Raw genomic sequence first — 25,902 nt, 5'->3', positions numbered from 1 at the left:
ATCCCCATGCTCTACCGGAAGCCCTGCGGAAGTGTGCTGGAGGCCATCGGCAACACGCCCCTGGTCCAGCTGCGCCGCGTCGTCGAGAACCTGCCGGTGGAGGTCTTCGCCAAGCTCGAGTTCCTGAATCCCATGGGGAGCAGCAAGGACCGCATCGCGAAGCACATGATCGAGGCCGCGGAGCGTGACGGCCGCCTGAAGCCCGGCGATCTCATCATCGAGAACTCTTCAGGCAACACGGCCATGGGGCTCGCCCTCATGGCCATCCAGAAGGGCTACCGGCTCAAGGTGGTGGTGCGCGACACCATCTCCCAGGAGAAGCTGAACCAGCTGCTGGCCCTCGGCGCCCAGGTGCACAAGGTGGACACCAGCCTGTCGCCGGAGCATCCGGACAGCTACAACAACATCACCCCCCGCCTGGCCCGGGAGACGCCCGGCTGCTTCTTCCCCGATCAGCACGGCAACCGCGAGAACAACGCGGCCCACTACCAGGGCACGGGCCCTGAAATCTGGGAGCAGATGGAGGGTCGCATCGACTACCTGGTGGCCGGCGCCGGCACCGGCGGCACCATCGGCGGCGTGGGCCGCTACCTGAAAGAGAAGGACCCGAAGATCAAGGTCGTGGCCGTGGATCCCGTGGGTTCGGTGTTCACGCCCCACTTTCGCGGCGAGGAGAACCCCAAGGCCGGCCCCTACCGCATCGAGGGTCTGGGAGACGAATTCCTCATCCCCACCATGGAGTTCGAACTCATCGACGAGATGTACCAGGTGTCCGACCGCGACGCTTTCCAGCAGGCGCGCAGGCTCGTCAGGGAGGAGGGCGTCCTCGGCGGCGGCTCCAGCGGCGCGGCCCTGTGGGCGGTGCTCCAGGTGGCGAAGAGCCTGCCCGCCCTGGGCCGCCCAGCGCGCATCGTGACCGTGTTCCCGGATGGCGCGGGCCGCTACCTCAGCAGCATCTTCAACGACGCCTGGCTCGCGGAGCGCGGCTTGCTGGATGGCGAGCGGGGGTTGCTCGAGGCGGGGGAATGACCGCCTTCTCGGGCACCTACCTCGAGGCCATCCGCCAGGCGCTCTTCGATGCGATGGCGGCCGATGCCCGGGTCTGCTGCCTGGGCGAGGACATCGGCGTCTACGGCGGGGCCTTCCGCGCCACCGAGGGGCTGCTGGAGCGCTTCGGCCCCGACCGCGTCATCGACACACCCATCTCCGAGCAGGCCATCGCCGGGTCGGCCATCGGCGCGGCCCTCATGGGGCAGCGGCCTGTGGCGGAGTTCCAATTCATGGACTTCGCGCTGCTGGCGTCGGACCTCATGGTGAACTTCGCCGCCAAGGCCCACTGGCGGTGGGGGCAGTCGGTACCCGCCGTCTTCCGCGGACCTTCCGGCGGCGGCAACGGCGGTGGCCCCTTCCACAGCCAGAACCCCGAAGGACACTTCCTGGGCAGCCCGGGCCTCAAGGTCGTGGCGCCGGGGACCGTGCGCGACGCCTACGCCCTGCTCCGCGCGGCCATTGACGACCCAGATCCCGTGCTGATCTTCGAGCACAAGCACCTCTACCGCCGCCTCAAGGATCAGTGGAGCGAGGCCCCCACGGCGCGGCTGGGCGAGGCGGCCCTGCGCAAGGACGGCACCCGCGCCTGCGTGATCACCTACGGGGCGGCCCAGCATGCGGCCCTGGAAGCCGCGGCCGACCTCGATGTCGCCGTGCTGGACCTGCGGACCCTCTGGCCCCTGGACGACGCCGCCATCGCGGACCTGGTGAAGCGCACCCACCGGGTTCTGGTGCTCACCGAGGCCAGCCTCACCTACGGCCCCGGCGCCGAGCTGGCCGCCCGCATTGGCGAAGCCTGCTTCAGCTGGCTCGACGCCCCCGTCATGCGCCTGGGCGCGGCGGACACGCCCACCCCCGCCAGTCCGCCCCTGGAGGCGGCCTTCCTGCCGGGCCCGGCCGCCGTGGCCTCGGCGCTCGAGCGGCTGCTGGCCTGGTAGCGAGCTACCAGCGCCAGGGACCGGCCACCCGGAGGCCCCAGCGGAAGCTCTGCTCGCGATAGGTGTTCGGGTCGGTCACGCTCACCGCGTTCAGGCCCGAGGTGCTGTCGGACCAGCCGAGCAGCAGCGTGATGGGACTGCGCCCGAGGCCCCAGCTCAGGTTCGCGGCGTAGCCCTTGCCGGTGGTCCAGGCCTGCTGATCCGTCACCTGGCGCCCCCAGCGCCCCTCCACCGACAAGGCGAAGCGGCCGTGCTCGAAGGCCGCGCTGCCCGTGGCGCCATGGAAGAGGTAGTGCCTCGGGTTCCAGAAGCCGAGCGGCAGCGTTTCCGAATAGCCCATGCCGCGGCTGGTGAGGCCGGCGGACAGGGTGACGGGCGAGAGGCGCCAACGGTGCTCATAGGCGCCGCTCCAGGTGGTCCGGCGGTTCCCCGCGGAGACGGTGGCGGTTCCGCCCTGGAGCCGGAGGACATCCGCGAAGCCGGCCAGGGTGAAGGCCAGGTCCGTGGCCTGGATGCCGACCCGCTGCGCCACCGCCTGGGGCGTGAAGACGATCACGCTCCGGCTCTGGGTCAGGTTCACCTCCGCGCCATGTCCCAGCCGCCAGAGGAGGCCCAGGCGGTGGAATCCGGCGGGATCCCCATCCAGCCCCGTGATGCGGCCCAGGTCGGCCGAGAGGCGCAGCGGCCCCAGGGGGTAGGCCACGGTGGCGGCCGTTTCGCGGGCATCGGATTCCGCGCCGCTCAGTTCCGCATGGTGCAGGGTGTGGCTCAGGCCGATGCTGCCGTCCCCGAGGGGCACCTTGGCGCGCACGAAGCTGTCCAGCATGCGCAGAGGCTCGCTGGTGAGGGTGCGGGACTGGCCGATCTCCGCCGAGGGGCCGTTCGTCTCGGCGGCGGCCCGGATCAGGTCCTCCGCGTCCCGTTGCACGGGGCTGCCCTGCCGGGCCAGCGGCGTCAGCTGCGCCAGCGCCGCGCGCCGGCGGCCTTCCGCCAGGCGGACCTGCCCTTCCAGGAGCTTCCCTTCGGGCGTCTCGCGGGTCTCCTTGGGCAGCCGGTCCACCTCCACCCGGGCCTCTTCGACCCGGCCGCTCCACAGCGACACCTGGGCCAGCCCCAGACGGGCGTCCCCCAGATCGGGATGCTGGGCCACCAGTTGCTGGAAGGCCCCGTGGGCCGCCTTCAGGCGGCCATCCCAGCTCAGCACGCGGGCCTGCATGAGGAGGGCATCCCGATCCTTCGGATGCGCGGTGATCCAGGTCGAGGTGCGGGCCAGCGACTCGCGGTAGCGGCCAGCCCAGCTCAGGTACTTGGCGCTGTCGAGGATGGCCCAGCGCTCGCCCTTCTGGGCATAGGGCTCCAGGGTCGTGAGGGCCACCTCGAACATCCGCCCCCAGCTCGCCATCATGGCCAGGTTCTGGTCCGCTTCCCGGGCCCGCCAGGGCGCGCGTTCCCGGAAGAGGCGCCAGGCCGTCACGCACTCCGGATACCGCTGGGCCCATCCCAGCGTCTGCGCCCGTTCGAAGAGGGCCGTCTCATGCCAGCCATCCTTGGCCAGCAAGGCATCGTAGCCCTTGATCGCCTCGTCCCAGTGGCTCTGGTTCCGCGCCTGTCGGGCCTGAGTGAGCAGCCGGCCCATCTCGGCGTCGCTGGGGGTCGGGGCCGCTTGAAGGGTGGCCGGGAACGGGAAGAAGATCATGGCGCGCTCGGTTTGGGTTGGGCCGGAAGGGCGGCGAAGGCATCCCGGACGGCTTCGAAGGCCTTCTTCCGGAAAGGATGCCAGCGGGGCTGCTCCCAGGTGGGCCAGGTGAAGAGGGGAGGAAGGGGGATGCCGTTCCGGTTCGCGGCGGGCAGGGTCTCGATGACCTCAACTGGCCCCTCGGGCCCTTTCCGGCTCGTCCGCACCAGGCTGGCGCGGAATCCGTCGGTGGTCACCGAGCCGTGGTCCTCCATCGAAAGCAGGTCCGCCGGATCCTGGAGCACCCGCCGTGAGCTCGGATCGGTGACATGGATCAGCGTCCAGGGGATGCGGACTTCCAGGAACCCGGGGCCATCCATCCATTCACCGAGCGAATCGAAGGCGGGATCGCGGCGGTCCTGGGTCCCCCGGTGCAGGGTTCCGATGTCGTAGCGGCGGGCCGGGTAGACCGTCAGGTCCTGCCCCACCCGCAGGCGGTTGGTCTCCGTCTGCATCTGGCGCCAGGGGCCGTCTTCATGGGCGATGGTGCGGGAAGGGCCCGGGTGGCGGTGGGGGGAGAACTCGTAGGGGGCATCCACCCAGACGCCGCAGCCTTTCGCAGACAGTTCCAAAGCGAATTCCATTCCCGCGCCGTTCCGCACGGGGACACCGAAGGGGAAGTGGTGGTTGCCCAGGTCCGGCCCCAGAGTGTCCAGCCCCAGCAGGAAGGCATCGCGGTTCCAGTCGACGGGCCCCTTCCAGAAGAGGCCCACATGGAACCAGCCCTCATCGGCAAAGAGCTTCACCTCCAGGGTCTCGTTCTTGAGGTAGGTGAGGATGTTCTTCCAGTCGTCGGACCGGCCGTCGATGAGGATGTTCGGCCCCTTGGTTCCGGGATGATGTCCGATCAACCCGTAGTTCTCCTCTGCATCCATGGCGTTGAACCAGAGGGGCTTCCGCTCGGGCGGCAATTCGATCGGCGAGACCTGCCAGGTCTTCTTGAACCACTCGTCCATCCAGGCGAAGACGATGCTCCCGGCGTACCCCGTGTCGTAGATGTTCCGGATCAGGCGCTTCATCAGGCGGGCCTGGTCCTTCTCCTCGAGGCCCCCGTGGGTCATGCCCTGGGGCTGCCAATGGGCCGGCATGCGGGAGGAACTGAGCCCGAACTCGGATATCAGCACGGCGTGCTTCTTGTGGTAGGCCCGGAGCTCTTGGAGATATCCCAGGTAGCTGTTGGGCCCCTCCTCATCCCGGGCCTTCGCGTACCCGGCGTCGAGGTTGATGAACTCGGGATAGTTAGGATAGACATGGTAGCTCGCGAACAGCCCCCCCCGGAACGCCGGGAGATCCGAGAACTTTTCCATGTCGATGGACACGCTGTCGTCGTCGAAGACTTCCGACTTCACTTCCTCTGTGTAGGGCAGGCCGAGTTTCTTCAGGATCCGCTGCTCTTCGATGAACGAGGTCTCGCTGGGATGCGTGATGGCATCCAGCGTGGGCCAGTTGGTGAAGGCCACCGGGCGCTGCACATGGTAGGTGTCGTGCTCGAGGCCGATGAAGGCGTCCAGGGCCTTGGCCATGAAGACTTCCGTCGCGTGGGCCCGGCGCACCTCCACGAACCGGCCCTTCCAGTCGGCTTCACCCGGATGCCGCCGGTTGTAGGCGATGACATTGAAGGGCTCCCACTCCCGGCCCAGGATCGTCCCGATCCACCAGCGGCTCACATCCGCACGGTAGTGCCCCCCGGCGGCCCCCGGCCTGGGCGGAAAGCTGGCGCGACCGTGCATCAGGTCCACCACGCGCCGCATGTCCTCGCGGTAGGCCGCAAACCAGGCGGGATCGCCGAAGTCGTCCCCGGGCGGAGGTTCCACCCAGACGCCGTGCAGCACATAGATCGGGTGCGCCGCCTTGAGGTTGTGCTCCCGCAGGGCCTCGTAGAAGGCCGGGGGGTGGATGGTGTAGAGGCGGAGGGCGTTGATCCCGAGCTGCCCCATCTCCGTCAGCCATCCGGCATAGACCTCCTTGCCCGGGAATTCCGTGGGGAACCGCCCCGGCAGAGCCGCGCCCAGGTTCACCCCCTTCAGGTAGACAGCCTTCCAGCCCGCCCCATCGCGGACCTGGAATCCGGCCGGAACGCTGCGGAAGGGCACCCGCAGCTCCGCGGGGAGGGGCGGAAGGGGTGGGATCGAGTCTTCCATCGGGGAGACCCGGACCAGAAGGGCCTGGAAGTCCTCGCGGGCCGGGTCGAGGCGCACCGCCTCCTTCGCCAGGCGCCGGGCCTCGGCGGTTCTGCCCAGGCGTTCCTGGCACAGCGCCAGGCCGTAGGCGGCATCCGCATAGGTGGGTGACAGCGACAGCGCTCTCTGGAAATGGGCCAGGGCTTCCGGAATGCGCTCCTGGCGCAGGGCCGTGAAGCCGGCCCCGACCAGGCCGTCGACATCCTGGGGAGCCTTGGCCAGGACGGCGTCGAAGGCCTTCCGGGCCGCTTCCAGGCGATTCTCCCGGAGCAGCCGGTGGCCCTCGGCGGGATCCTGGAGGAGACCGGCCAGGGCCAGGCAGATGGGCAGCCAGGCCAGGGTCATGGCGCGACCTCCTTGAGGGCCGTCTTCCCACCTTCGAGCAGGGCCTCCAGCCGCTGGACCTCCACCACGAACATGCCGCGCTTCCGCGCCAGGGAGCCGAGGTGGCTTTCGCTGTAGCCCATGGCCGACAGGTCCTCCGCGTAGATGGGATCCCGGTAGGCCTCTTCCGGACCCACCACTTTCCAGCCGTTGGCGTCCAGCATGCGGAGCAGGTCCGGCATGACGAGGGCGTTCAGGAGGTTGTGGTGGAGGAGGAGCGTGTGGACGGGATCTTTGCCGAGGAGCCGGTCACCCAGGTCGCGGTAGCCCTGGAGGACCTCGTCCAGGTGCCGCAGGTAGAGGGCCCGGATGGGCGCGATGTCGGCATCGGGCCGGGCCTGCAGCAGCTGCTGGAGACGCTCATTGAAGAGCCAGTCGTAGGTCGGGATGGTCACCGGCGCGACGCCGTATCCCAGGTCCTTCAGCATGGCCCGGGCGGCTCGCCGCTCCACCCCCGCCCTTCCCTCGCGCAGGTACGGGAACCGCAGCATGGGCCAGTAGCCCGGCACGCCGCGGATCAGGCGATCCAGGCGAACCACATCCTCCTTGAATCGGGCCAGGCCGATCTCCTCGAGGTTGGGGTGGCCGTAAGTGTGATTCCCGATGCGGTGGCCCGCCTTGCCCCAGGCCTCCAGCCACCGGATCCCCTCCGGACTGTCTCCGCCGCGGATGCCGTTGGCGAAGAGGACCACGCGCACGCCCTTCTCCCGGAAGGCCTCCAGCAGGCGCCGGTTCCGTTCATCGCCCGAGAGCCGCGGAGTCGAGCTGAGGTTGGGACCATCGTCCAAGGTGATGGACAGCGACTGGCCGGCCAGGACTGCGCAGCAGAACCCCCAGGCGATCGCTCGGATGGACGACAGGAAGCTCATGGATGGGCGACTCCGTCCCATGGGCGGATGCAGTCCTGGATGGGGGCGTGGAATCCTCGGGTCATGGTGGAACCAGGTGCTCCTAATCCATGGAAATCGACAGGTTTGATTCATATCTTGCTAGACTTTTTTCATGAGCCGACGCTGGCCAGAACATACCACGGTCCTGGTGGTCGAAGATGACCTCACGACCGCCCGGATCATTCAGGCCCGCCTGGAGATGGAGGGGCTGAAGGTGTTCGTGGCCCTCAATGGCGTGGAAGCCCTCGAGATCCTGAACCGCGAAGCCATCGATCTCATCACCACCGACCTCATGATGCCGTCCATGAACGGATTCCGGCTGGTGCAGGAAGTGCGGGACCTCCCGGCCCCCAAAGGGCGCACCCCCATCCTGCTCATCTCCAGCAACCAGAATGAACAGGACATGGTCCGCTGCCTCGCGGCCGGGGCCGACGACTACATGACCAAGCCGATCTCCGTGCAGGTGCTCATGGAACGGCTGTGGCGCCTCTTCGAACGCTCCCGCCGGGCGGGGTGATCCATCTTTCCCCTGTCCCAGGACCTTTTCCTTCCCGCTCTGCATGGGGCCACCGTCATCCTGCTGAGCCTCGTCGCCGGCCTGGTGCTGGTCGGGGCCATTCTGCAGGTGCGCCGGGACCGCCAGAACCGCCATCGCATCGCCTGCTACCAGGCCTGGGAAGTCCAGTTGACGGACTACCTCTTCAAGGGTGGCTACGAGCGCGGCTCCTTCGGGCCCATCCCACACGCCGACCGCTGGCTCTTCCGGAATTTCCTGGCCCGCTACCAGTCCACGCTCGCCGGCCAGGAGTCCGAAGTCCTCCGCCAGCTCTACCTGGGCCTGGACATCCACCTCTCCCTCCCCCGCCGCCTCCGGAGCCGGGACCCCCGGGTCCGGGCCATGGCCGCCCAGGAGATCGGCGCCTTCCGGCTGGACGAACTCACTGGGACCCCGCCCCCGCCCGTCGCCGACCGGCCCTGGCGCTGGAACCCGGGCGTCCGCATCGAGGGCTACCTCAACCTGGTCCTGCCCCTCCTCGACGATCCGGTCCCCTATGTGGCGCATGTGGCGGCCCGGACCCTCACGCACAGCCAGGACCTGCGTTTCGCCAGCCCCGTCCTCGCCTGGGTCATGCGCGAGGAGGTCTACCAGCGCGAGCGCCTGCTGCGGGTCCTGGAGGGTTTCGGCCCCAGCCTGCTGCCCTGGATGAAAGACCACCTCGAGTCCCCGGACCAAAACCCGGAACCCTGGATCCTCTTCGCGCTGCTGGTCGGTTCCCACCGGCACCGGGACTCCCAGCCCCGCCTGCTCTGGCTGCTGGAGGTCCCGCATGTGAATCTCCGGGTCTCGGTCCTGAAGTCGCTCATCATCCTCGCGGACCCGACCATCTATCCCAAGGTGCTGCCCTTCGCCTCCAGCCCCGTCTGGGAGATCCGCACCCAGGCGGCCCGGGCTCTGGGCGTGCTGGGGGGGCCCTCCGCCATTCCGGCCCTCCTCCCCCTGTTGGCCGATCGCGTGTTCGAAGTGCGCCGGAATGCGGCCCAGAGCCTCGTGGATCTCGGCCGGGCCGGGGTCTCGGCACTGACCTGGATCGCCGAGGATTCGTCGGCGGATCGCTTCGCCCGGGACATCGCGCGGGAGCGGCTCGAATGGGCGGATGAGCGGGGTCACCTGTGAGCTTCCGCGTGTTCGTCACCGCCTTCGCCCAGTGGGGCATCCTCGCCTATTTCCTGGCCATGAACCTCACGCACCTGGGGCTGATTCTCCGGGCTTTCTTCTCGATCCGGCGGCACTTGGATGAGGCCGAAACCGATCGCCTCGACACGGCCTTCGAGTCCAGCCACTTCAAACCCATGTCCCTGATCTGTCCGGCCTACAACGAAGAAGCCGGCGTGGTGGCGAGCGTCAACAGCCTCGTCAGCCTTCGCTACCCGGAGTTCCAGGTGGTGGTGGTGAACGACGGGAGCACGGACGCCACCCTCCAACGGCTCATCACCGCCTTCAAGCTCCAGCCCAGCCACCGCGTCATCCGCCAACTGCTCCCCGCGCAAGAGGTGCTCGGCGTCTACGAAAGCGCCTATGTGCCCAACCTGGTGGTGGTGGACAAGGCGAATGGCGGCAAGGCGGACGCCCTGAACTGTGGTGTGAACCTCGCCCGGTATCCCCTGGTGTGCTGCATGGACGGGGACAGCCTCCTGGAGAACGACGCACTGCTCCGCATCGCGCGGCCCTTCATGGACCGGCCGGACCTGATCGCCTCGGGCGGCGTGGTCCGGCCCGTGAACGGCTGCAAGGTCACGCCCATGGGCATCCGCGGCATCTACCTCCCGGACTCCTGGCTGGCCCGGTTCCAGATCGTGGAGTATCTGAGGGCCTTCCTCTTCGCCCGGGTGGGGCTGGCATCGCTGGACTCCCTGTTCATTGTCAGCGGCGCCTTCGGCGTCTTCCGGAAGGACCTGGTCGTGGCCGCGGGTGGGTTCGACACGGCCACCATCGGCGAGGACTTCGAATTGGTGGTGCGCCTCCACCGCTGCCTGAGGGACTGGAAGCGCCCCTACCACATCGCCCTGGTGCCGGATCCCGTGTGCTGGACCGAGGTTCCCGAACATTTCCGGGAATTGGGCCGCCAGCGCAACCGCTGGCAGCGGGGCATGCTCGAGACCATCTGGCGGCACCGGCGCATGTGCTTCAACCCGAAGTACGGCCGCATCGGGATCTTCTCCATGCCCTATTTCCTCGTCTTCGAGGCCCTGGCTCCGGTCATCGAGGTCGCCGGCTACCTCGTGTTCGCCAGCTCCCTCTGGACCCATTCCGTGGGCGGCACCTTCGCCCTCCTGTTCTTCTATGTCGCCCTCCTGCTCGGGGTGTTGAACTCCGTGGTGTCCGTGGTGCTCCACGAAATCAGCAGCCACCGCTACCAGGGCCTCAAGGCCTGGAGCATCTTGCTGCTCCTCGCCGTGGCCGAGAACTTCGGCTACCGCCAGCTGACCCTCTGGTGGCGACTACGGGGCACCCTCGACTGGATCCGCGGGAAGGATCAATGGGGGCACCTGAAGCGCCTGGGCCTCACCACGCACCCGGCCCCGAAGCCCCCCGAAGCTTGACGGTCGCCATCCCCCCAGCGCATGCTGTCCCCTCGATCTTTGGCAGTCCGATAGCGCTATCCAGAAAGGTGGAGGGAAAGGCCCTGTGAAACCTTGGCAACCTGCGAAAGCAAGGTGCCAACTCCTGCCCCCGGCATTGCCCGGGGGGAAGATACCGAACCGTCCCAGACTGACCCGAGACCCCCTGGATGCCGATCAACGGACTGCCCCTCCCAGGCGCAGCCATGACCCATCCCACCTTCCAGCAGGCCCTTGATGCGGGCGAATGCTTCCTCTTCGACGGTAGCACCGCCACGGCCCTGCACGACCGCGGGATCACGCTCCAGCGCAGCTTCGAGGAGTGCAACCTCAAGGCACCGGATCTGCTCCTGGCCATCCACGGGGAGTTCCTCGCAGCGGGCGCCCAGGTGCTCACCACCAACACCTGGGGCGCCGGGTGCCTGAAGCTCGCGGCCCGGGGTCTCGAGGGGCACATGGATGCCATCAACCGCGAAGGCGTGGCCCTGGCGAAACAGGCCATCACCCAGCAGAGCGCCCGCGCCTGGGTGGCTGGCTGCATCGGCCCGCTGGGCGTGCGGATCGAGCCTTGGGGCCCCACCTCCTTCGACGAAGCCCGCGCCCTGTTCCGCGAACAGGCCACGCCCCTGATCGAGGCCGGGGCCGATCTGATCGTCCTCGAGGCCTTCGAGGACCTCAATGAGATCCACCAGGCCATCCTCGCCGTGCAGGAGCTCGATGAGCTCCCCATCGCCGCGTTGATGACAACCAACGACGAGGGCCAGGCCCTCTTCGGGGCCGAACCAGATTGGTTCGTCAAGCAGCTGGACACCTGGGGGGCCCACCTGGTGGGCCTCATCGGCGGCAATGGGCCAGCCCCCCACCTGCGCCTGCTCGAGCGCCTGAAGGCCGTCACCGCCAAGCCCATCGTCCTGCAGCCGAATCCCGGCCTGCCCCACCTGGTGGACGGCCGCCTCATCTATGGCGCCAGTCCCGAATACCTGGGTGGATTCGCCGCCCGGGCCCTCGCCGCCGGCGCCCGGGGCGTGGGCGGGTGCAGCGGCACCACGCCCGCCCACATCCGCGCCATGCGCGGGGCCTTCCGCCAAGAGCGAGCCTTCGTCCAGGCTGGCGGCGGCTTCGAGCTGAAGCCCCACGAGCAGCCCCAGCCCGAGGTTCCCTTCGCCTACCGCAGCCGCTTCAGCCTCAAGCTGGCCCAGGGGGAATTCACCCACACCGTGGAGCTGGTGCCGCCCAAGGGCATGGAATACGAGAAGCTCGTGGCCAAGACCCGCCAGTGCCGGGCCCTGGGCGTGGACGCCATCAATGTGCCGGACGGCCCCCGCGCCATGGCCCGCATGTCCGCCCTGGCCACGGCCCTCATCATCGAGCAGCAGGTGGGGCTCGAGACCATCCTCCACTACGCCTGCCGCGACCGGAACCTGCTGGGCATGCAGAGCGACCTCTTGGGCGCCGCGGGGCTCGGCCTGCGCAACATCCTGGCCGTCACCGGCGATCCCCCGAAGCTGGGGCCCTACCCCCAGGCCACCGCCGTCTTCGATGTGGATGCCATCGGCCTCGTGAACATGCTCAAGCGCCTGAACACGGGGCTCGATCTCGGCGGCGCCGGCATCGGCAAGCCGACTTCCTTCAGCGTGGGCGTGGGGGCCAATCCCGTGGCGGCGGACCTGGAACGCGAGAAGGCCCGCTTCCGCTACAAGGTGGAGGCCGGCGCCCAGTGGGCCATCACCCAGCCCGTCTTCGATGCGGACACCCTGTTCCGCTTCCTAGACTTCACCGAGGCCCTCGACGGCAAGGGCGGAGTGCCGATCATCGCGGGCATCTGGCCCCTCAAGAGCCTGCGCAACGCCGAATTCATGGCCAACGAGGTGCCCGGCGCCTTCGTGCCGCCCTCAGTCCTCACCCGCATGGCGAAGTGGACCCGCGCCGAGGACCAGGTCAAAGAGGGTCTCGCCATCGCCCAGGAAGTCATCGAGATCATCCGTCCCCGCGTCCGGGGCCTCCAGCTCAGCGCCCCCTTCGGCCAGGTCGAGCTCGTGGCCCCGCTGCTGCCCAAGCGAGAGGCCCCATGAAGGAACCGAAAAAATTGTTCACCGCAGAGAACCCAGAGGGCGGACCAGAACCCTTTTTCTCTGCGCCCTCGGAGGTTAACCGTCCTTTTTCGTTTCAGGTCCCGGCATGTCGGTAAAGATTCACTTCCTTCTGGAAGACCTGCTGGTCGAAGCGCCGGCGGGGACGCCGCTCCAGCGCATCGCGGATGCCGCGGGCGCCGACATCACCTTCGGCTGCCGCACAGGCTCCTGCGGCACCTGCCGGGTGCGCATCGCCGAAGGACTCGACCACTGCGGCGAACCGGGCTCTGAGGAACGGGACTTCCTGAAGGGCCTGGACGCCCCCCGCGACCAGCGCCTCGCCTGCCAGGTGGTCATCACCGGCGATGTGGACATCGAGTATTTGGGGCTTTGACATGACGACCCTCGAGACGATCCTTCGCGACAAGGTGCTGCTGCTCGACGGCGGCATGGGCACCCAGATCTTCGCCCGCAAGCCCACGGCGGAGGACTATGGCAGCGCGGCCCTGGAAGGCTGCGTGGATCTGCTCACGGAGCGCCGCCCCCAGTGGATCCGGGAGATCCACGAAAGCTACTTCCGCGCGGGCGCCGACGCCGTGGAGACCAACACCTTCGGCGCCAACCCGCTGGTGCTGGGTGATTTCGGACTGTCGGACCGGGCCTACGACCTCAATGTGCAGGCCGCATCCATCGCCAAGGAGGTGGCCCGCAGCTTCGACCGGCCCCGCTTCGTCATCGGCTCCGTCGGCCCCGGCACCAAGCTCATCACGCTCGGCCATGTGGGGTACGGCGAACTGCTCGCCTCCTACCGCGTGCAGATGGACGGCCTGCTGGACGGCGGCGCCGACGCCATCCTCATCGAGACCTGCCAGGACCTGGGGCAGATCAAGGTGGCCGTCCGCGCCGCCCGAGAAGCCATGACCGCCAAAAGACGGAAGATCCCGCTCTGGGTGCAGGCCACCGTGGAGACCACGGGCACCCTTCTGGTGGGTTCGGACATCTCCGCGGTGCTCACCAGCGTGGAGCCCCTCGGCATCGATGTGCTGGGGCTCAACTGCGCCACGGGCCCCGACGAGATGCACTCGCACCTCCAGACCCTGTCGGAAGCCAGCCCCTTCCGCATCAGCTGCCTGCCCAACGCCGGCCTCCCGGAGAATATGGGGGGCCAGGTGGTCTACCCCCTGGATCCATCGGCCTTCGCGCCGAAGGTTCTGCACGCGGCCTCGGAATTCGGCTTGGCCATCGTCGGCGGGTGCTGCGGCACCACACCCGACCACATCCGGGCCCTGGCTCCGGGCGTCGAGCGGCTGAACCCGCCGAGGCGCACGCCGAAGCTGGAACGGAGCGCCGCCAGCCTCTACCAGAGCGTGACCCTGAGGCAGGAACCAGCCCCCCTCATCGTCGGCGAGCGGACGAATGCCAACGGTTCGAAGAAGTTCCGCGACCTGCTGGCGGCCGAGGACTGGGATGGCATGATCACCCTGGCCAAGGAGCAGCAGCGGGAGGGCGCCCACCTGCTGGATCTCTGCGTGGCCTATGTGGGCCGGGACGAGGTGCGCGATGCCGACGAGCTGCTGAGCCGCCTCGTCTCCCAGATCACCCTGCCCCTCGTCATCGACAGCACGGAGGTGCCCGTCATCGAGCGGGCCCTGCAGCGGTCCCCCGGCAAGTGCGTGGTGAACTCCATCAACTTCGAGGACGGCGACACGAAGGCGCGCAAGATCCTGGACCTCTGCAAGACCTACGGCGCCGCCGTGGTGGCCCTCACCATCGACGAGCGCGGCATGGCCAAGACCCGCGAGCAGAAGCTGGCTGTGGCGAAGCGCCTCCACGCCCTGGCCGTGGGTGAGTACGGCCTCGATCCCGGCGACCTCATCATCGACCCGTTGACCTTCACCCTGGGCAGTGGCGACGAGGAGTTCCGCGGTTCCGCGGTGGAGACCCTGGAGGCCCTGAAGCTCATCAAGGCCGAGCTGCCCGGCGTGATGACCATCCTCGGCGTGAGCAATGTCAGCTTCGGCCTGAATCCCGCCTCCCGCCATGTGCTCAATGCCCTCATGCTCTACCACGGCGTGAAGTTCGGCCTCGACATGGCCATCTTCAACGCCTCCAAGGTGATCCCCGTGGCGAAGATCGACCCCGAGGACCGCCGCATGATCGAGGACCTGATCTTCGACCGCCGCGCGGAAGGCTACGATCCCCTCAAAGCGGTCCTGGCCCGGTTCAGCGATCGCAAGGCGGTCGCGGCGGATGACCACCGCGAGGACCTTCCGGTGCTGGAGCGGCTGCACCGCGGCATCCTCGACGGCGAGAAGCAGGCCATCCTCGCGGATGTGGATGAGGCCCTGAAGGACCACGATCCGCTCGTCCTCATCAACGAGGTGCTGCTGGGGGCCATGAAGGTGGTAGGTGAGCGCTTCGGCGCCGGGGAGATGCAGCTCCCCTTCGTGCTGGAGAGCGCCGAGGCCATGAAGGAGGCCATCAAGCGCATCGAGCCCCATTTGCCCAAGGAATCGAACTACCAGAAGGGCCGCATCCTGCTGGCCACCGTGAAGGGCGATGTCCACGACATCGGCAAGAACCTGGTGGACATCATCCTCAGCAACAACGGCTTCGAGGTGAAGAACCTGGGCATCAAGCAGCCCATCGAGGCCATCCTCAAGGAACTCGAAGCCTGGCCTGCCGATGCCGTCGGGTTGTCGGGCCTGCTGGTGAAATCCACCGTCATCATGAAGGAGAACCTGCACTTCATGGAGGAGCAGGGTCTGAAGGTGCCTGTGATCCTGGGCGGTGCGGCCCTCACCCGGGATTATGTGGAGGGCGACTGCCGGCGTTCGTATGCGGGCCCGGTCTTCTACGCCGAGGACGCCTTCGAGGGCCTGCGGCACATGCAGGCGCTGGTGGCGGGGGAGACCGGCGTCCCGGCTCCTGCCCCATCCGCCTCTGTGGCAGGCGACATCAAGATCCTGAAGCGAGGAGGCGCGGCCGTGCCGCTGACTCCGCTCCAACAGAGCAGCTGGGTGCGGCATGACGGGCCGCCGCCGGAACCGCCGTTCTGGGGCGTGCGCGAGCGGGTGGATGCGCCGGTGGATCTGTTCGAGCACCTCGACGCCTTCGCCTTGATCCGCAACCGCTGGGGTTTCAGCCAGGGCAGCCAGAGCGACGAGGCCTTCGCCGCCGTGCTGCGTGATAAGGCCGTGCCCCAGCTGGTGCGTTGGAAGGAACGGCTGGCCGAGGCCCCGCTCTTCCACCCGAAGGCCCGCTACGGCTATTTCCCCGTGCGCGCCGAGGGGGATGCGCTGCGGGTACTCGATCCCGCCAACCATGCCCGGACGCTCGCGGTGCTCGGCTTCCCGCGCCAGGGCACGGGCAGGAGGCTTTGCATCGCGGACTTCTTCCGCGCCGACCGGACCGATGTGCTGGCCATTCAGCTCGTCACGCTGGGCCAGGCCGCCGCGGACCACGCGGCCAAGCTCTACCGGGAGGATGGCTACGCGGACTACTTCGCCTTCCACGGCCTGGCCACGGAACTGACGGAGGCCTATGCCGAGCGGATCCACGCCCGCATCCGCCGGGAACTGGGCATCGCGGCCAAAGACCTGCCGGGCCGCGCCCTCTTCGCCCAGGGCTACCAGGGATCCCGCTATTCCTACGGCTACCCGGCCTGCCCAGAGCTGGAGGGCAACGGCCCCATCCTGGACCTGCTGCGCGGCCAGGAGATCGGCGTCCACCTCTCTGACAGCCACCAGATGGATCCCGAATACAGCACCAGCGCCCTGGTGGCCTGGCATCCCCAGGCGCGGTACTTCTCGGCGTAGGGTTCTGGGCGCGCCTTACTGAGCGCGGGCCTTATCCATGACCTTCTGGCGGAGTTCCCGGAACTCGACTTCGGTGATGAGCCCATCTTTCTTCAGCTTTTCCAGCTTCTCCAGCTCGACGCGCAGGTCGAACGCCGGCCCGGCAGGGGTGGCCGGCTGCTTCAGGGGAGCCGCTTCCCGCATCTCCGGGTTCACCTTGGCGCGGGCCTCGGGAGAATTCCAGGAAGACCGCCCGGCCTTCAGGTCCTCAAGCGTTCCAAAGGCGTCCACCCGGCCATTCACGAACCGGATGTACTGGGTGCGGCTGTTGACCTTGATGGCCCCGTACCGATCGTAGGCTTCGTATTCATGCACTTCGGTGTCGTTGGTGACCTTCGTCCGGGTTGGATTCCCCACCCGCTCGATCACCTCCTTCTTGGTCATCCCCACCCTGAGCTTGGACACATCCAGATCCGGCTTGGTGCAGCCCAGGGACACAACGGCGGGAATCGCGATCATCAGGGCGGCAAGGCGTCGTTGCATGGCACGGCTCCAATCAGGGCAGGCCATCCATCCCGGGGAGGCGGAGCCTGATAAGAGCAGTGTGCCAGAGGCTGCCGTCCCGGGAGAGGCGCCCCGCTCCGATCCCTTTTGGGCGAAGCCGACGATGGCCCTTGCCAGGGGGCCTCCGCGGCGCTACCTTTTCTGACCGGCCCTTTGGGGCCGTTCTCTTACGAGATCCTTGTCAGTTCCATAGCGAGTTATCCAGAAAGGTGGAGGGACGGGCCCTGTGAAACCTTGGCAACCTGCGAAAGCAAGGTGCCAATTCCTGCCGCGATTGAGCAATCAACCGCGGAGAGATGTCGAGCTGTGTCGAACTGACGCAATCATCGAAGGGGCCCGAGAAATCGGGCCCCTTTTGCTTTTCCTGGACTTGCTTGGACAGACGAGGCCTCGGCCTTCTCACCTTCCTTCTCCAGGAGACGCCATGAGCGCCACCCCCGCCCCCCGCTTCGAAACCATCGCCCTCCACGGGGGCCACAGCCCGGACTCGGATACGAAGAGCCGGGCCGTGCCCATCTACCAGACCACCAGCTATGTGTTCGACAGCACCGAACATGGCGCCCAGCTCTTCAACCTGGAGGTGCCGGGGAACATCTACACACGAATCATGAACCCCACCACGGCCGTGTTGGAACAGCGCGTGGCGCAGCTCGAGGGCGGCATCGGGGCCCTGGCCACGGCCTCGGGCCAGGCGGCCATCACCCTCGCCCTCACCACCCTGCTGCGGGGCGGCGACCATGTGGTCGCCGGGAACAACCTCTACGGGGGCACCTACAACCTGCTGCACCACACCCTGCCCCGCACGGGCATCACCACCACCTTCGTGGACTCGACGAAGCCCGAGGCCTTCCGCGCCGCCCTCCGGCCCGAGACCCGCGCCATCTACATCGAAGCTGTGGGCAATCCCAAGCTGGATGTACCCGAGTTCGAGGTGATCGCCGCCATCGCCCACGCGGCGGGCATCCCGCTCCTCGTGGACAACACCCTGCCCAGCCCCTATCTGCTGAACCCCTTCAAATACGGAGCAGACATCGTGGTGCACAGCGCCACCAAGTATCTGGGCGGGCACGGCACCTCCGTGGCGGGCCTCATCGTCGATGGCGGCACCTTCGACTGGAAGGGTGGCAAGTTTCCCGAGTTCACTGAGCCCTTCGCCGCCTACCATGGCGCCGTGCTGGCGGATCTGGCAGGTCCGGCGGCCTTCATCACCAAGGCCCGCATCGAGGGGCTGCGCGACACCGGGGCGGCCCTGAGCCCCTTCAACGCCTTCCTCATCCTCCAGGGCATCGAGACCTTGCACCTGCGCCTGCAGCGCCACGGCGAGAACGCCCTGGCCCTGGCCCAATGGCTGGCGAAGCATCCCAAGGTGGCCTGGGTGAACTACCCCGGGCTGCCCGGCAACGAGAACCACGCTTCGGCAACCCGCTATTTCCGCAAGGGCGCGGGTTTCGGCGGCATCCTGACCTTCGGCGTGAAGGGAGACCTCCCGGCGGGCGGGAAGGTCATCGATGCCGTGCAGCTCTTCTCGCGCCTGGCCAATCTGGGCGATGCCAAGAGCCTCATCATCCACCCCGCCAGCACCACCCACCAGCAGCTGTCGGCCGAGGAGCGGGCGGCCACGGGCGTCACCGACGACCTGATCCGCCTGTCCGTGGGCCTCGAGCACATCGAGGACCTGATCGGGGATCTCGATCAGGCCCTCGCGAAAGCCTAGCCATGCCCGTCAAAGTCCCCTCCTCCCTGCCCGCCCGGGGTGTTCTTGAGGCGGAAAATGTGTTCCTGATGGAGGAGCCCCGCGCCCTCCATCAGGACATCCGGCCGCTGCGCATCGCCATCCTCAACTTGATGCCCACGAAGATCGCCACGGAGACCCAACTGCTTCGCCTGCTGGGCAACACGCCCCTGCAGGTGGAGGTCACGCTGCTCCACATGGCCTCCCACGAGGCCAGGAACACGCCGGCGGAGCACCTGCTGGAACACTACGCGTCCTTCGCGGAAGTGCGCCACCAGGCCTTTGACGGCCTCATCATCACCGGCGCCCCCGTGGAGCAGCTGCCCTTTGAGGCGGTGGACTACTGGCCCGAGCTCACCGAACTGCTGGACTGGGCCAGGACGCATGTCTTCTCCAGCCTCTTCATCTGCTGGGGCGCCCAGGCCGCGCTCTACCGCTATTACGGCATTCCGAAACAGCCCCTCCCCGAGAAGATGTTCGGCGTCTTCCCCCACCGGCTGAAGGTGCGCCATGAGCGCATCGTGCAGGGGTTCGACGATGTCTTCTTCGCGCCCCACTCGCGCCACACGGAAACCCGCCGGGAGGACATCCTGGCCGAACCCCGGCTGGCGCTCCTCGCCGAGTCGGATGAGGCCGGGGTCTACCTGGTCCAGTCCGCGGACCGGCGCCAGGTCTTCGTCACGGGCCACTCGGAGTACGACTCGGGCACCCTGCAGGGCGAGTACGCGCGGGACCTCGGGAAAGGTCTCCCCATCGGCCTCCCGCGGAACTACTTCCCGGACGACGACCCCGCCCGGGAGCCCCTGGTCCGGTGGCGGGGGCACGCCAATCTTCTCTTCTCCAACTGGCTGAACCACTGCGTCTACCAGGAGGCGCCCTTTGACCTGGGCACGCTCCCCGCGGAAGGAGGGCAGGCATGAGCCTGAAGGTCCTGAAATTCGGCGGCAGTTCCGTGGGCAGCGCCGAGGCGTTCCGTCGCGCGGCGGCCATCGTCTCCGAGGAGTTGCCCACAGGCGGCCTCGTGGTGGTCTCGGCCCTCCGGGGCACCACGGACCGCATCCTCGAGGCGTGCGCCGCCGCAGGCGGAGGTCACCTGCCCAGTGCGCGGGAGCATCTGGTCGCCCTGCGGGACCGGCACCGCCAGGTGGCCTCCGAGCTGGGCCTCTGGACCGAGGTCCGGCCCGCCTGGACGCCCCTCTTCGACCGGCTGGACCGGCTGCTCACGGGCATGGCCATGCTGGGCGAGGCCACGCCCCGAGGCCGGGACGCCGCCCTGGCCGTGGGTGAGACGCTGTCGGCCCACCTCGCCGCCGCCTGCTTCGGCGGCGCCTTCCGCGAGGTCCGCGAGGTGCTGCGGACGGACGCCCGCTTCGGCAAGGCCCGGCCCCAGCTGGCGGCCCTGCGCACGGCGGCGGCCCCCTGGCGCGAGTCCCTGGAGGCCGGGGGCCTCTGGATCACTCAGGGGTTCCTCGGCGCCACGGCGGAAGGCCACACCACCACCCTGGGCCGGGGGGGATCCGACACCAGCGCCACCCTGCTCGGCGAGGCCCTGGGAGCCGAGGAGGTGCAGATCTGGACCGATGTGGATGGCGTGCTGACGGCGGATCCAAGCCTGGTTCCCGGCGCCCGCCCCATCCCCCAGATGAGCCAGGGCGAGGCCGAGGCCCTCAGCGCCTTCGGGGCGAAGGTCCTCCACGCGGACTCCCTGGCCCCCGGCGCGCGGGCGGGGTTCCGCCTTGTGGTCGCCAACACCTTGCGGCCCGGGGCCTCCCGCACGGAGATCCTGCCGGTGCCGCCGCATCGCTCCCCCGGCGCCGTCACCTCCGTGGCCTACAAGGAGGGGATCAGCCTGCTGCGCTTCCCCGCCTCAGCCGGACTCGAGCCACCGCTCAAAGCCGCACGCAGCCTGGAGGAAGCCGGCGCCCTGCGCTTCGGGTTGATCGCCAGCCCCGCAGGCACCCTGCTGGCGGTGCGGCCGGAGACCCCAGCCGCCGCCGAGGTGCTGGGGACCCTCGCGGCTTCCGGCCTCGCCTGCGAATCCGGCTGGGCCGTCGTGGCCCTGGTGGGCGAGGGCCTGCGGGCCGATCCCCTGGCGGCCCTGCGCCACCTCGCAGCCCTGGGTCCAGAGCCCGTAGGTGGCCTGCTGACGGGCAGCAGCACCGTCTCCATCGCCTTCCTCGTGCCCGAATCCCGGTTGGGGGACCTCATCCCCCGCCTGCACGACCGCTGCGTGGATGGCCAACCCCCGCTCCGGATCCCGGAGCGCCAGAAGACCGGCTGATCGGCCTCAGCCCTGCCGCAGCAGCCAGGCCGTCAGGCGCAGGTGGAAATCCTCGGGATGTTCCAAGTCGGTCTCCCGCAGGCGGGCCGGGTGGGCGGGATCGGCCAACACGAGCGGGATCGCATCCACCAGGTTGGGCAGGCGATGGCCATCCGGCAGGGACCAGAGGGCCCCCCGGCCCTCACCTTCCCTCAGCTCCGACGCTTGCCGCCGGTCGCCCTGCGTCTCGCAGCCCATCGCTTTCTCCTGTGAATCCTAAAAGATAGGCCGCCGATCCCCCCGCGCCACCGGGCGGCATCCGGCCGCCTCCAGATCTGGCACCCTCTTGGAAGGGAGGTCCCATGACCCGCACCATCCTCATCACCGGCGGTTCCCGCGGCCTGGGTCGCGCCTGCGCGCTGCACCTGGCCCGCACGGAGTCCGCCCACCTGATCCTCCTCGGGCGGGACGCCGCGGCACTCGCCGAGGCGGCCACAGCCGTCCGGAAGGCCGGCGGCACGGCGGAAACCCACGAGGCGGATGTGACGGATCGCACCCGCCTGGCGGCCGTGGCCAAGGACCTCGGCCCGGTGGACGGGCTGCTGGCTGCGGCCGCCATCTCCGGCATGACGCCCGTGGACGGCGACTCCGACGCCTTTTTCGACCAGATCCTCGCCGCGGATCTGGCGGGGCCCTGGAACACCGTGCGGGCCTTCCTCCCCCACATGGGACCCGGCGGGCGCATCGTGCTGGTGGCCAGCGTCCTGGGCCGCTTCGGCGTGCCGGGTTACGGGGCCTACTGCGCCGCCAAGCACGGCGTCCATGGGCTCGCCAAGGCCCTGGCCCTCGAACTCATCGATCGGGGCATCGTGGTGAATGCCGTGGCCCCGGGGTGGGTGGACACGGACATGGCCCAGACCGGCCTCCGCCAGATCGCCGCCGCCACCGGGCAGACCGAAGCACAGACGCGGGCCCAGGCCGAGGCGGCCGTGCCCGTGAAGCGGTTCTTCCAGCCGGAGGAGATCGCCCACGGCATCGCCTGGCTGCTGGATCCCGCCAACACCATGCAGGTGGGGCAGTGTCTCAACCTCGATGGGGGCGTGATCCAGGTGTGACTTTTTCGGCGGCGCCTCTGACGCGACCGCCCTGCGGAATGTACATTCCCCCTGCGCGGATGCATCCCCGCGAGAACAGGGGAATGCCATGAGATCGCTCTCGGAATGCCCTACCGCCTCCCTGGCCTGGCGGCGGGGAGGCTACTCGCCGCCCGACTTCGCGTTGCAGGCGAACGGCGAGACCTTTGCCACCCTCACCTTCCTCGATGGGGAACGCACGCTGGCCCGCGTCGAAACGGCCGAAGGCGCCTGGACCCTCAAGCACCTGGGTCTCCTGGCGCCCGTCGTGACCCTGCGCGAGGAGGGCGAGAAGACGACTTTGGCCACCTTCCACCCCCACGCCCTCCGGCACGGGAAGCTCGAATTCCTGGACGGGGCTGTCTTCGACTGGACCTGGCATCCCGATGGCGGAGCCTTCCTGGATCCCGGGGGCATCGCCCTGGTCCGGCTCCACGCCTACCCGGGCCGGGACCTCACCTCGCCCGCGGGGCTCGAGCGCTGCGATGTGGACCTGAACCTGACTTCCTTCGCCCGGTTCAGGCACGCGTTGCTCGCCGCCTTCGGCTGGTATCTGGTCCTCTTCGACCACCAGAGGGAACGCGACGCCGTCGCCGCGGAGACTGCGCTGCGGCTGTGAGGGGTGAAGATCAGGCCCTGCCGATCCTCCCCAGGCCGCCCGGAACGGGAGCCTGAGGGAGGGTCGGTCGCGGTGGGAACGGCCTATTTCGTCCGCACCGGATAGGGCGGGCGCTGCAGCTTCTGGGGCGGGTTCTTCTTCAGCTCGGCCTTCATCAGGTCGATGGCCTTCTCCAGCTGGGGATCGCGGCCGGCGATGATGTCCTTGGGCAGCTGCTCCACCTCGATGTCCGGCGCCACGCCCTCGTTCTCCACCACCCAGCCCTTCTCGGTCCAGATGGCCAGGTTGGGGGCGGTGATGGTGCCGCCATCCATGAGGGTGGGGAAGCCCAGGATGCCCACGAGGCCGCCCCAGGTGGGCCGGCCCACCAGGGGGCCCAGGCCGAACTTGCGGAACATCCAGGGCAGCAGGTCGCCGCCGGAGCCGGCGGTCTCATCCACCAGCATGACCTTGGGGCCCTGGATGGAGGCCTGGGGCGACTTCAGGTCCTGGCCGTAGCGCATGGCCCACATGGCGGTGAAGGGCCGGCGGAGCAGGTCGATGTAGTAGTCCGCCACCTGGCCGCCGCCGTTGTAGCGCTCGTCGATGATCACGGCCTCTTTCTGCGCCTGGGGGTAGAAGTAGCGCTTGAAGTAGGTGTGGCCCAGGGTGGTGGTGTTCGGCACATAGACATAGGCCACGCGCCCCTCGGTGGCCGCCTGGACCTTGCGGAGATTCCCCTCCACCCAGTCCCGGTTGCGCAGGCCCGCTTCGCTTCCCACCGGCACCACGCTGACCGTCCGCGCATCCTTCCCCGCGGGATCGCTGCCCACGGTGAGTTCCACCAGCTTGCCGGCGGTGTTCTCGAACCGGGCATAGAGGTTTTCGGGCGCCTTCAGGTCGCGGCCGTTCACCGCCAACAGGTAATCGCCCGGCTTCACATTCACGCCCGGCTCCGTGAGGGGCGAGCGAAGCTCGGGGCTCCAGTTCAGGCCGCCGAAGATTTTCGCGAACCGGTACCGGCCGTTCGCCACCTCCACATCGGCGCCCAGCAGGCCGCCTGGGACGGGTTTGCCGGCATCAGGCAGGTCGCCGCCGCCTCCGCGGTGATGCCCCACGGCCAGCTCGGAACACATCCACTGGATGACCCGGTTCAGGTCGGCCCGGGTGCCCAGGTCGGGCAGGAAGGCCGCGTACTTGGCCTTCATGGCCTTCCAGTCCGCACCGTGCATGTTGGGGGCATAGAAGAAGTCGCGGTTGATGCGCCAGACCTCGTCGAGGATCTGGGCCCATTCCTGCCGGGGTTCCACCTTCACCTGCAGGCCCTCCAGGGCCACCTTGCCCTTGCCGGGCTCGGGCTTGCCGGCGGTGGGGATGATCGTGGCCGCTTCTTTCAACTGGTAGACGAGCTTCTTGCCGTCCGCCGACAGTTTGAAGGCGTCGGCCTTCTCCACCAGCACGGTCTCCTCCCGCTTCTTCAGGTCGAAGCGGCAGAGGGCCATGGGCTCGCTCCGGTTGAAGCGGTTCGCGCCGCCAGTCTGGCGGAGGTAGAAGAGCGTGCCGGCCTCGCCGGCCTGCAGGTCCGTGAAGAAGGCCGTCTTGGCGGCTTCGATGGGCACGATACGCTCGGCCAGGCCATCGAAATCGATGCGGACCTTCACCTCGGTCTTGGCGCCCTTCTTGTCCTCGGGCTTGCCGTTCTTCTCCTCTGCCTTGGCGGCCCCGCCCTCCTCGTCACTCTCCTTGGCCAGGGGCGAAGGGGTGTCCTTGGCCAGCACCATCAGGTAGAGGTTCCCACGCATGAGGGCGTCGGCATTGGACTGGGCGAACCAGTCCCGCACCGGCCCCGCGTCCGTGCTGGCGGTGAAGTAGAGGTACTTGCCGCTGCGGTCGAAGACCGGATCGCTGGCATCGGCCAGGCCGTCCGTCAGGGCCGTGGATTTGTCCTCCTCCACCGCGTACACATGGAGGCGCAGCATCCCGGATTCCGTGTTGCGGGTGTAGGCCAGGAACCGGGAATCCGGCGACCAGTTGTGGTTGAGGGTGGGCGCCGGCGTATAGAGCACCTCACTGGAGACGGCCTTCACCGCGCCAGTGCCCAGGTCGAGGATCCGCAGCGCGAGGGCGTTGTCGGTGTAGGCGATCTTCTTCCCGTCCGGCGACCACTTGAGGTTGTCGTAGAAGCCCGCCCCCTTCAGGGCGAACGACCGCACCTCGCCCTTCCCATCCTGCGCCTGGACCTTGAGGGCGTATTCGCCCCCGGCGTCCGACAGGTAGGCAAGGGCCTTCCCATCCGGAGACCAGGCGGGGTTCCGTTCGTGGGATCCCGGCGCGTTCGTCAGGTTGCGGGCATCCCCCTTCTCCGCGGGAACGCTCAGGATCTCGCCCCGGTATTCCACCGCCACCCGGCTGCCGGAAGGCGAGAGCTCCAGGTTGCTCGCCCACTTCGCCCCCGTGGCCCAGCGGCTCCGGGCCTCGGGCAGGTCTGCCGCCACGGCCACCTTCAGGCGGGTGCTCTGGCCCGTGGCCGGGTCGAACCGGTGAAGCCAGCCCGCCTGCTCATAGACGATCCGGCCCGCACCGTGGCTGGCGGCCAAGATGGGGAAGTCCTTATGCGTCGTCAGCTGCGCGACCACCTTCGTGGCCAGGTCATAGCTGAAGAGGTTGAACTCGCCCGCCCGGTCGGATACGAAGTAGACCTTCCCGCCGATCCACATGGGGTCGATGTCGTTGCAGCGGCCTTGAGGCTGATCTTGGGGCTGAGGGATCTGGACGACCTCGTGATCCTTGACCCGGTAGATCCAGAGCCGCGAGGCCGTGCCGCCACGGTAGTGCTTCCACTGGCGGAAGGCATCACTCAGCGGGTTGTAGACGATGTGGCTGCCGTCCGGCGAGTAGGTGGCCCGGGCCGCGTTGGGGATGGGCAGCTGGGTGGGCATGCCCCCGGCGAGGGGCACCGTGAAGAGCTGGGTGTAGCGCGTCGTGTGTACCGAGCGGCCCGAGGTGAACAGCACGGCCCTGCCATCCGGCGTCCAGTCCTGCACCACATCGGCACCCGGGTGCCAGGTGAGGCGCCGGGGCTCGCCACCGGCCGCGGGAATCACCCAGACATCGGCATTCCCCTCCAGCGCCGCCGTGTAGGCGATCCAGGCCCCATCGGGGCTGAAGCGGGGCGTGCCCACGCAGCCACCGCGGGTGGTGAGGCGCTTCGCGGCCCCGCCATCCGGCGCGCAGGTCCACAGGTCCCCCGCGTAGAGGAAGGCGACCTGCCGGGCGCTCACGGCCGGCTGGGCCACCAGCCGGGTGTCCTGGAGGTCCACCGCGGGGAGCGGCTGGACGAGAGCCGCGGCCATCACCAGGGCCAGGGGGTTCAGGGAGGAAGGTCGACGGGTCATGGGTCCATCCATAAGAAGACGAGGCATGATGGGAAGACCCCTCCACCATGCCTC

19 protein-coding genes and 2 riboswitches are annotated in these 25,902 nt (G+C 68.5%); of the genes, 13 read left to right on the top strand and 6 right to left on the bottom strand.

From position 1 onward, the window contains the following. Window positions 1-6: 6 nt before the first annotated feature. Window positions 7-1,029, top strand: coding sequence for a cysteine synthase family protein (locus QZ647_RS01765; protein WP_291270526.1), 1,023 nt, complete (start codon window positions 7-9; stop codon window positions 1,027-1,029). Then, on the top strand, window positions 1,026-1,988 hold the full coding sequence (locus QZ647_RS01760) for a transketolase C-terminal domain-containing protein (RefSeq protein WP_291270525.1): 963 nt from the start codon (window positions 1,026-1,028) through the stop codon (window positions 1,986-1,988). The genes QZ647_RS01765 and QZ647_RS01760 overlap by 4 nt, the downstream gene beginning before the upstream one ends. Before the next feature lie 4 nt (window positions 1,989-1,992). Here the strand turns inward: QZ647_RS01760 and QZ647_RS01755 are convergent, their stop codons facing one another. From QZ647_RS01755 to QZ647_RS01745, 3 genes are read right to left on the bottom strand one after another with little or no spacing between them, the layout of a single operon-like run. Next, complete coding sequence (locus QZ647_RS01755; protein ID WP_291270524.1) at window positions 1,993-3,684, bottom strand: tetratricopeptide repeat protein; 1,692 nt, start codon at window positions 3,682-3,684, stop codon at window positions 1,993-1,995. Continuing rightward, window positions 3,681-6,248 (bottom strand): tetratricopeptide repeat protein, encoded by a 2,568-nt coding sequence (locus tag QZ647_RS01750; RefSeq protein WP_291270523.1) that lies wholly within the window; start codon window positions 6,246-6,248, stop codon window positions 3,681-3,683. Before QZ647_RS01750 ends, QZ647_RS01755 begins: the two co-directional genes overlap by 4 nt. Continuing rightward, window positions 6,245-7,156: a polysaccharide deacetylase family protein gene (locus tag QZ647_RS01745; protein ID WP_291270522.1), complete on the bottom strand. Its 912-nt coding sequence runs from the start codon at window positions 7,154-7,156 to the stop codon at window positions 6,245-6,247. Before QZ647_RS01745 ends, QZ647_RS01750 begins: the two co-directional genes overlap by 4 nt. 133 nt (window positions 7,157-7,289) lie before the next feature. Here QZ647_RS01745 and QZ647_RS01740 point away from each other — a divergent pair, with 133 nt between their 5' ends. The 6 genes from QZ647_RS01740 (at window position 7,290) to metH (ending at window position 16,187) form a co-directional block, all read left to right on the top strand. After that, complete coding sequence (locus QZ647_RS01740) at window positions 7,290-7,694, top strand: response regulator (RefSeq protein ID WP_291270521.1); 405 nt, start codon at window positions 7,290-7,292, stop codon at window positions 7,692-7,694. Between the two features lie 84 nt (window positions 7,695-7,778). Beyond that, window positions 7,779-8,852 (top strand): HEAT repeat domain-containing protein, encoded by a 1,074-nt coding sequence (locus tag QZ647_RS01735; RefSeq protein ID WP_291270520.1) that lies wholly within the window; start codon window positions 7,779-7,781, stop codon window positions 8,850-8,852. Further along, window positions 8,849-10,279, top strand: coding sequence for a glycosyltransferase (locus QZ647_RS01730; RefSeq protein ID WP_291270519.1), 1,431 nt, complete (start codon window positions 8,849-8,851; stop codon window positions 10,277-10,279). Before QZ647_RS01735 ends, QZ647_RS01730 begins: the two co-directional genes overlap by 4 nt. A gap of 53 nt (window positions 10,280-10,332) precedes the next feature. Next, a riboswitch (SAM riboswitch) is annotated at window positions 10,333-10,437 on the top strand. Window positions 10,438-10,503: 66 nt separating this feature from the next. After that, entirely contained in the window at window positions 10,504-12,369 is a 1,866-nt protein-coding gene (locus tag QZ647_RS01725) for a bifunctional homocysteine S-methyltransferase/methylenetetrahydrofolate reductase (RefSeq protein ID WP_291270518.1), read from the top strand. Window positions 12,370-12,475: 106 nt separating this feature from the next. Beyond that, the gene (locus QZ647_RS01720; protein ID WP_291270517.1) at window positions 12,476-12,763 is read left to right on the top strand and encodes a 2Fe-2S iron-sulfur cluster-binding protein; all 288 of its coding nucleotides are present in this window, start codon (window positions 12,476-12,478) and stop codon (window positions 12,761-12,763) included. A 1-nt stretch (window position 12,764) separates the two neighbouring features. Beyond that, the gene (gene metH, locus QZ647_RS01715; RefSeq protein ID WP_291270516.1) at window positions 12,765-16,187 is read left to right on the top strand and encodes a methionine synthase; all 3,423 of its coding nucleotides are present in this window, start codon (window positions 12,765-12,767) and stop codon (window positions 16,185-16,187) included. A gap of 15 nt (window positions 16,188-16,202) precedes the next feature. On the opposite strand, the gene bamE is transcribed toward metH, so the two are convergent. Next, window positions 16,203-16,709, bottom strand: coding sequence for an outer membrane protein assembly factor BamE (bamE, locus tag QZ647_RS01710; protein ID WP_291270515.1), 507 nt, complete (start codon window positions 16,707-16,709; stop codon window positions 16,203-16,205). Window positions 16,710-16,924: 215 nt separating this feature from the next. Further along, a riboswitch (SAM riboswitch) is annotated at window positions 16,925-17,033 on the top strand. A 121-nt stretch (window positions 17,034-17,154) separates the two neighbouring features. Between bamE and QZ647_RS01705 the strand changes: the two genes are divergently transcribed. Genes QZ647_RS01705 through QZ647_RS01695 form a run of 3 tightly spaced genes read left to right on the top strand, consistent with a single transcriptional unit; the run spans window position 17,155 to window position 20,743 of the window. Continuing rightward, a complete protein-coding gene (locus QZ647_RS01705) occupies window positions 17,155-18,444 on the top strand; it encodes an aminotransferase class V-fold PLP-dependent enzyme (protein ID WP_291270514.1) in 1,290 nt (429 codons plus the stop codon). 2 nt (window positions 18,445-18,446) lie between these two features. Next, window positions 18,447-19,382 (top strand): homoserine O-succinyltransferase, encoded by a 936-nt coding sequence (gene metA, locus QZ647_RS01700; protein WP_291270513.1) that lies wholly within the window; start codon window positions 18,447-18,449, stop codon window positions 19,380-19,382. After that, a complete protein-coding gene (locus QZ647_RS01695; protein WP_291270512.1) occupies window positions 19,379-20,743 on the top strand; it encodes an aspartate kinase in 1,365 nt (454 codons plus the stop codon). The genes metA and QZ647_RS01695 overlap by 4 nt, the downstream gene beginning before the upstream one ends. 6 nt (window positions 20,744-20,749) lie before the next feature. Here QZ647_RS01695 and QZ647_RS01690 read toward each other — a convergent pair whose 3' ends face one another. Further along, window positions 20,750-20,980 carry a hypothetical protein gene (locus QZ647_RS01690; RefSeq protein WP_291270511.1) on the bottom strand — a complete coding sequence of 77 codons (231 nt, stop codon included), beginning with the start codon at window positions 20,978-20,980 and terminating at the stop codon, window positions 20,750-20,752. A 104-nt stretch (window positions 20,981-21,084) separates the two neighbouring features. On the opposite strand from QZ647_RS01690, the gene QZ647_RS01685 reads away from it, so the two are divergent. After that, complete coding sequence (locus QZ647_RS01685) at window positions 21,085-21,837, top strand: SDR family oxidoreductase (RefSeq protein ID WP_291270510.1); 753 nt, start codon at window positions 21,085-21,087, stop codon at window positions 21,835-21,837. A gap of 88 nt (window positions 21,838-21,925) precedes the next feature. Then, a complete protein-coding gene (locus QZ647_RS01680) occupies window positions 21,926-22,474 on the top strand; it encodes a hypothetical protein (RefSeq protein ID WP_291270509.1) in 549 nt (182 codons plus the stop codon). Between the two features lie 83 nt (window positions 22,475-22,557). On the opposite strand, the gene QZ647_RS01675 is transcribed toward QZ647_RS01680, so the two are convergent. Further along, the gene (locus tag QZ647_RS01675; RefSeq protein ID WP_291270508.1) at window positions 22,558-25,848 is read right to left on the bottom strand and encodes a S41 family peptidase; all 3,291 of its coding nucleotides are present in this window, start codon (window positions 25,846-25,848) and stop codon (window positions 22,558-22,560) included. Between the last annotated feature and the right edge of the window lie 54 nt (window positions 25,849-25,902).

The organism is Geothrix sp. (genome assembly GCF_020622065.1).
Classification (GTDB): domain Bacteria; phylum Acidobacteriota; class Holophagae; order Holophagales; family Holophagaceae; genus Geothrix.
Note: the sequence above shows the minus strand (reverse complement) of the source record. Positions and strands in the feature narration are given on the sequence as shown.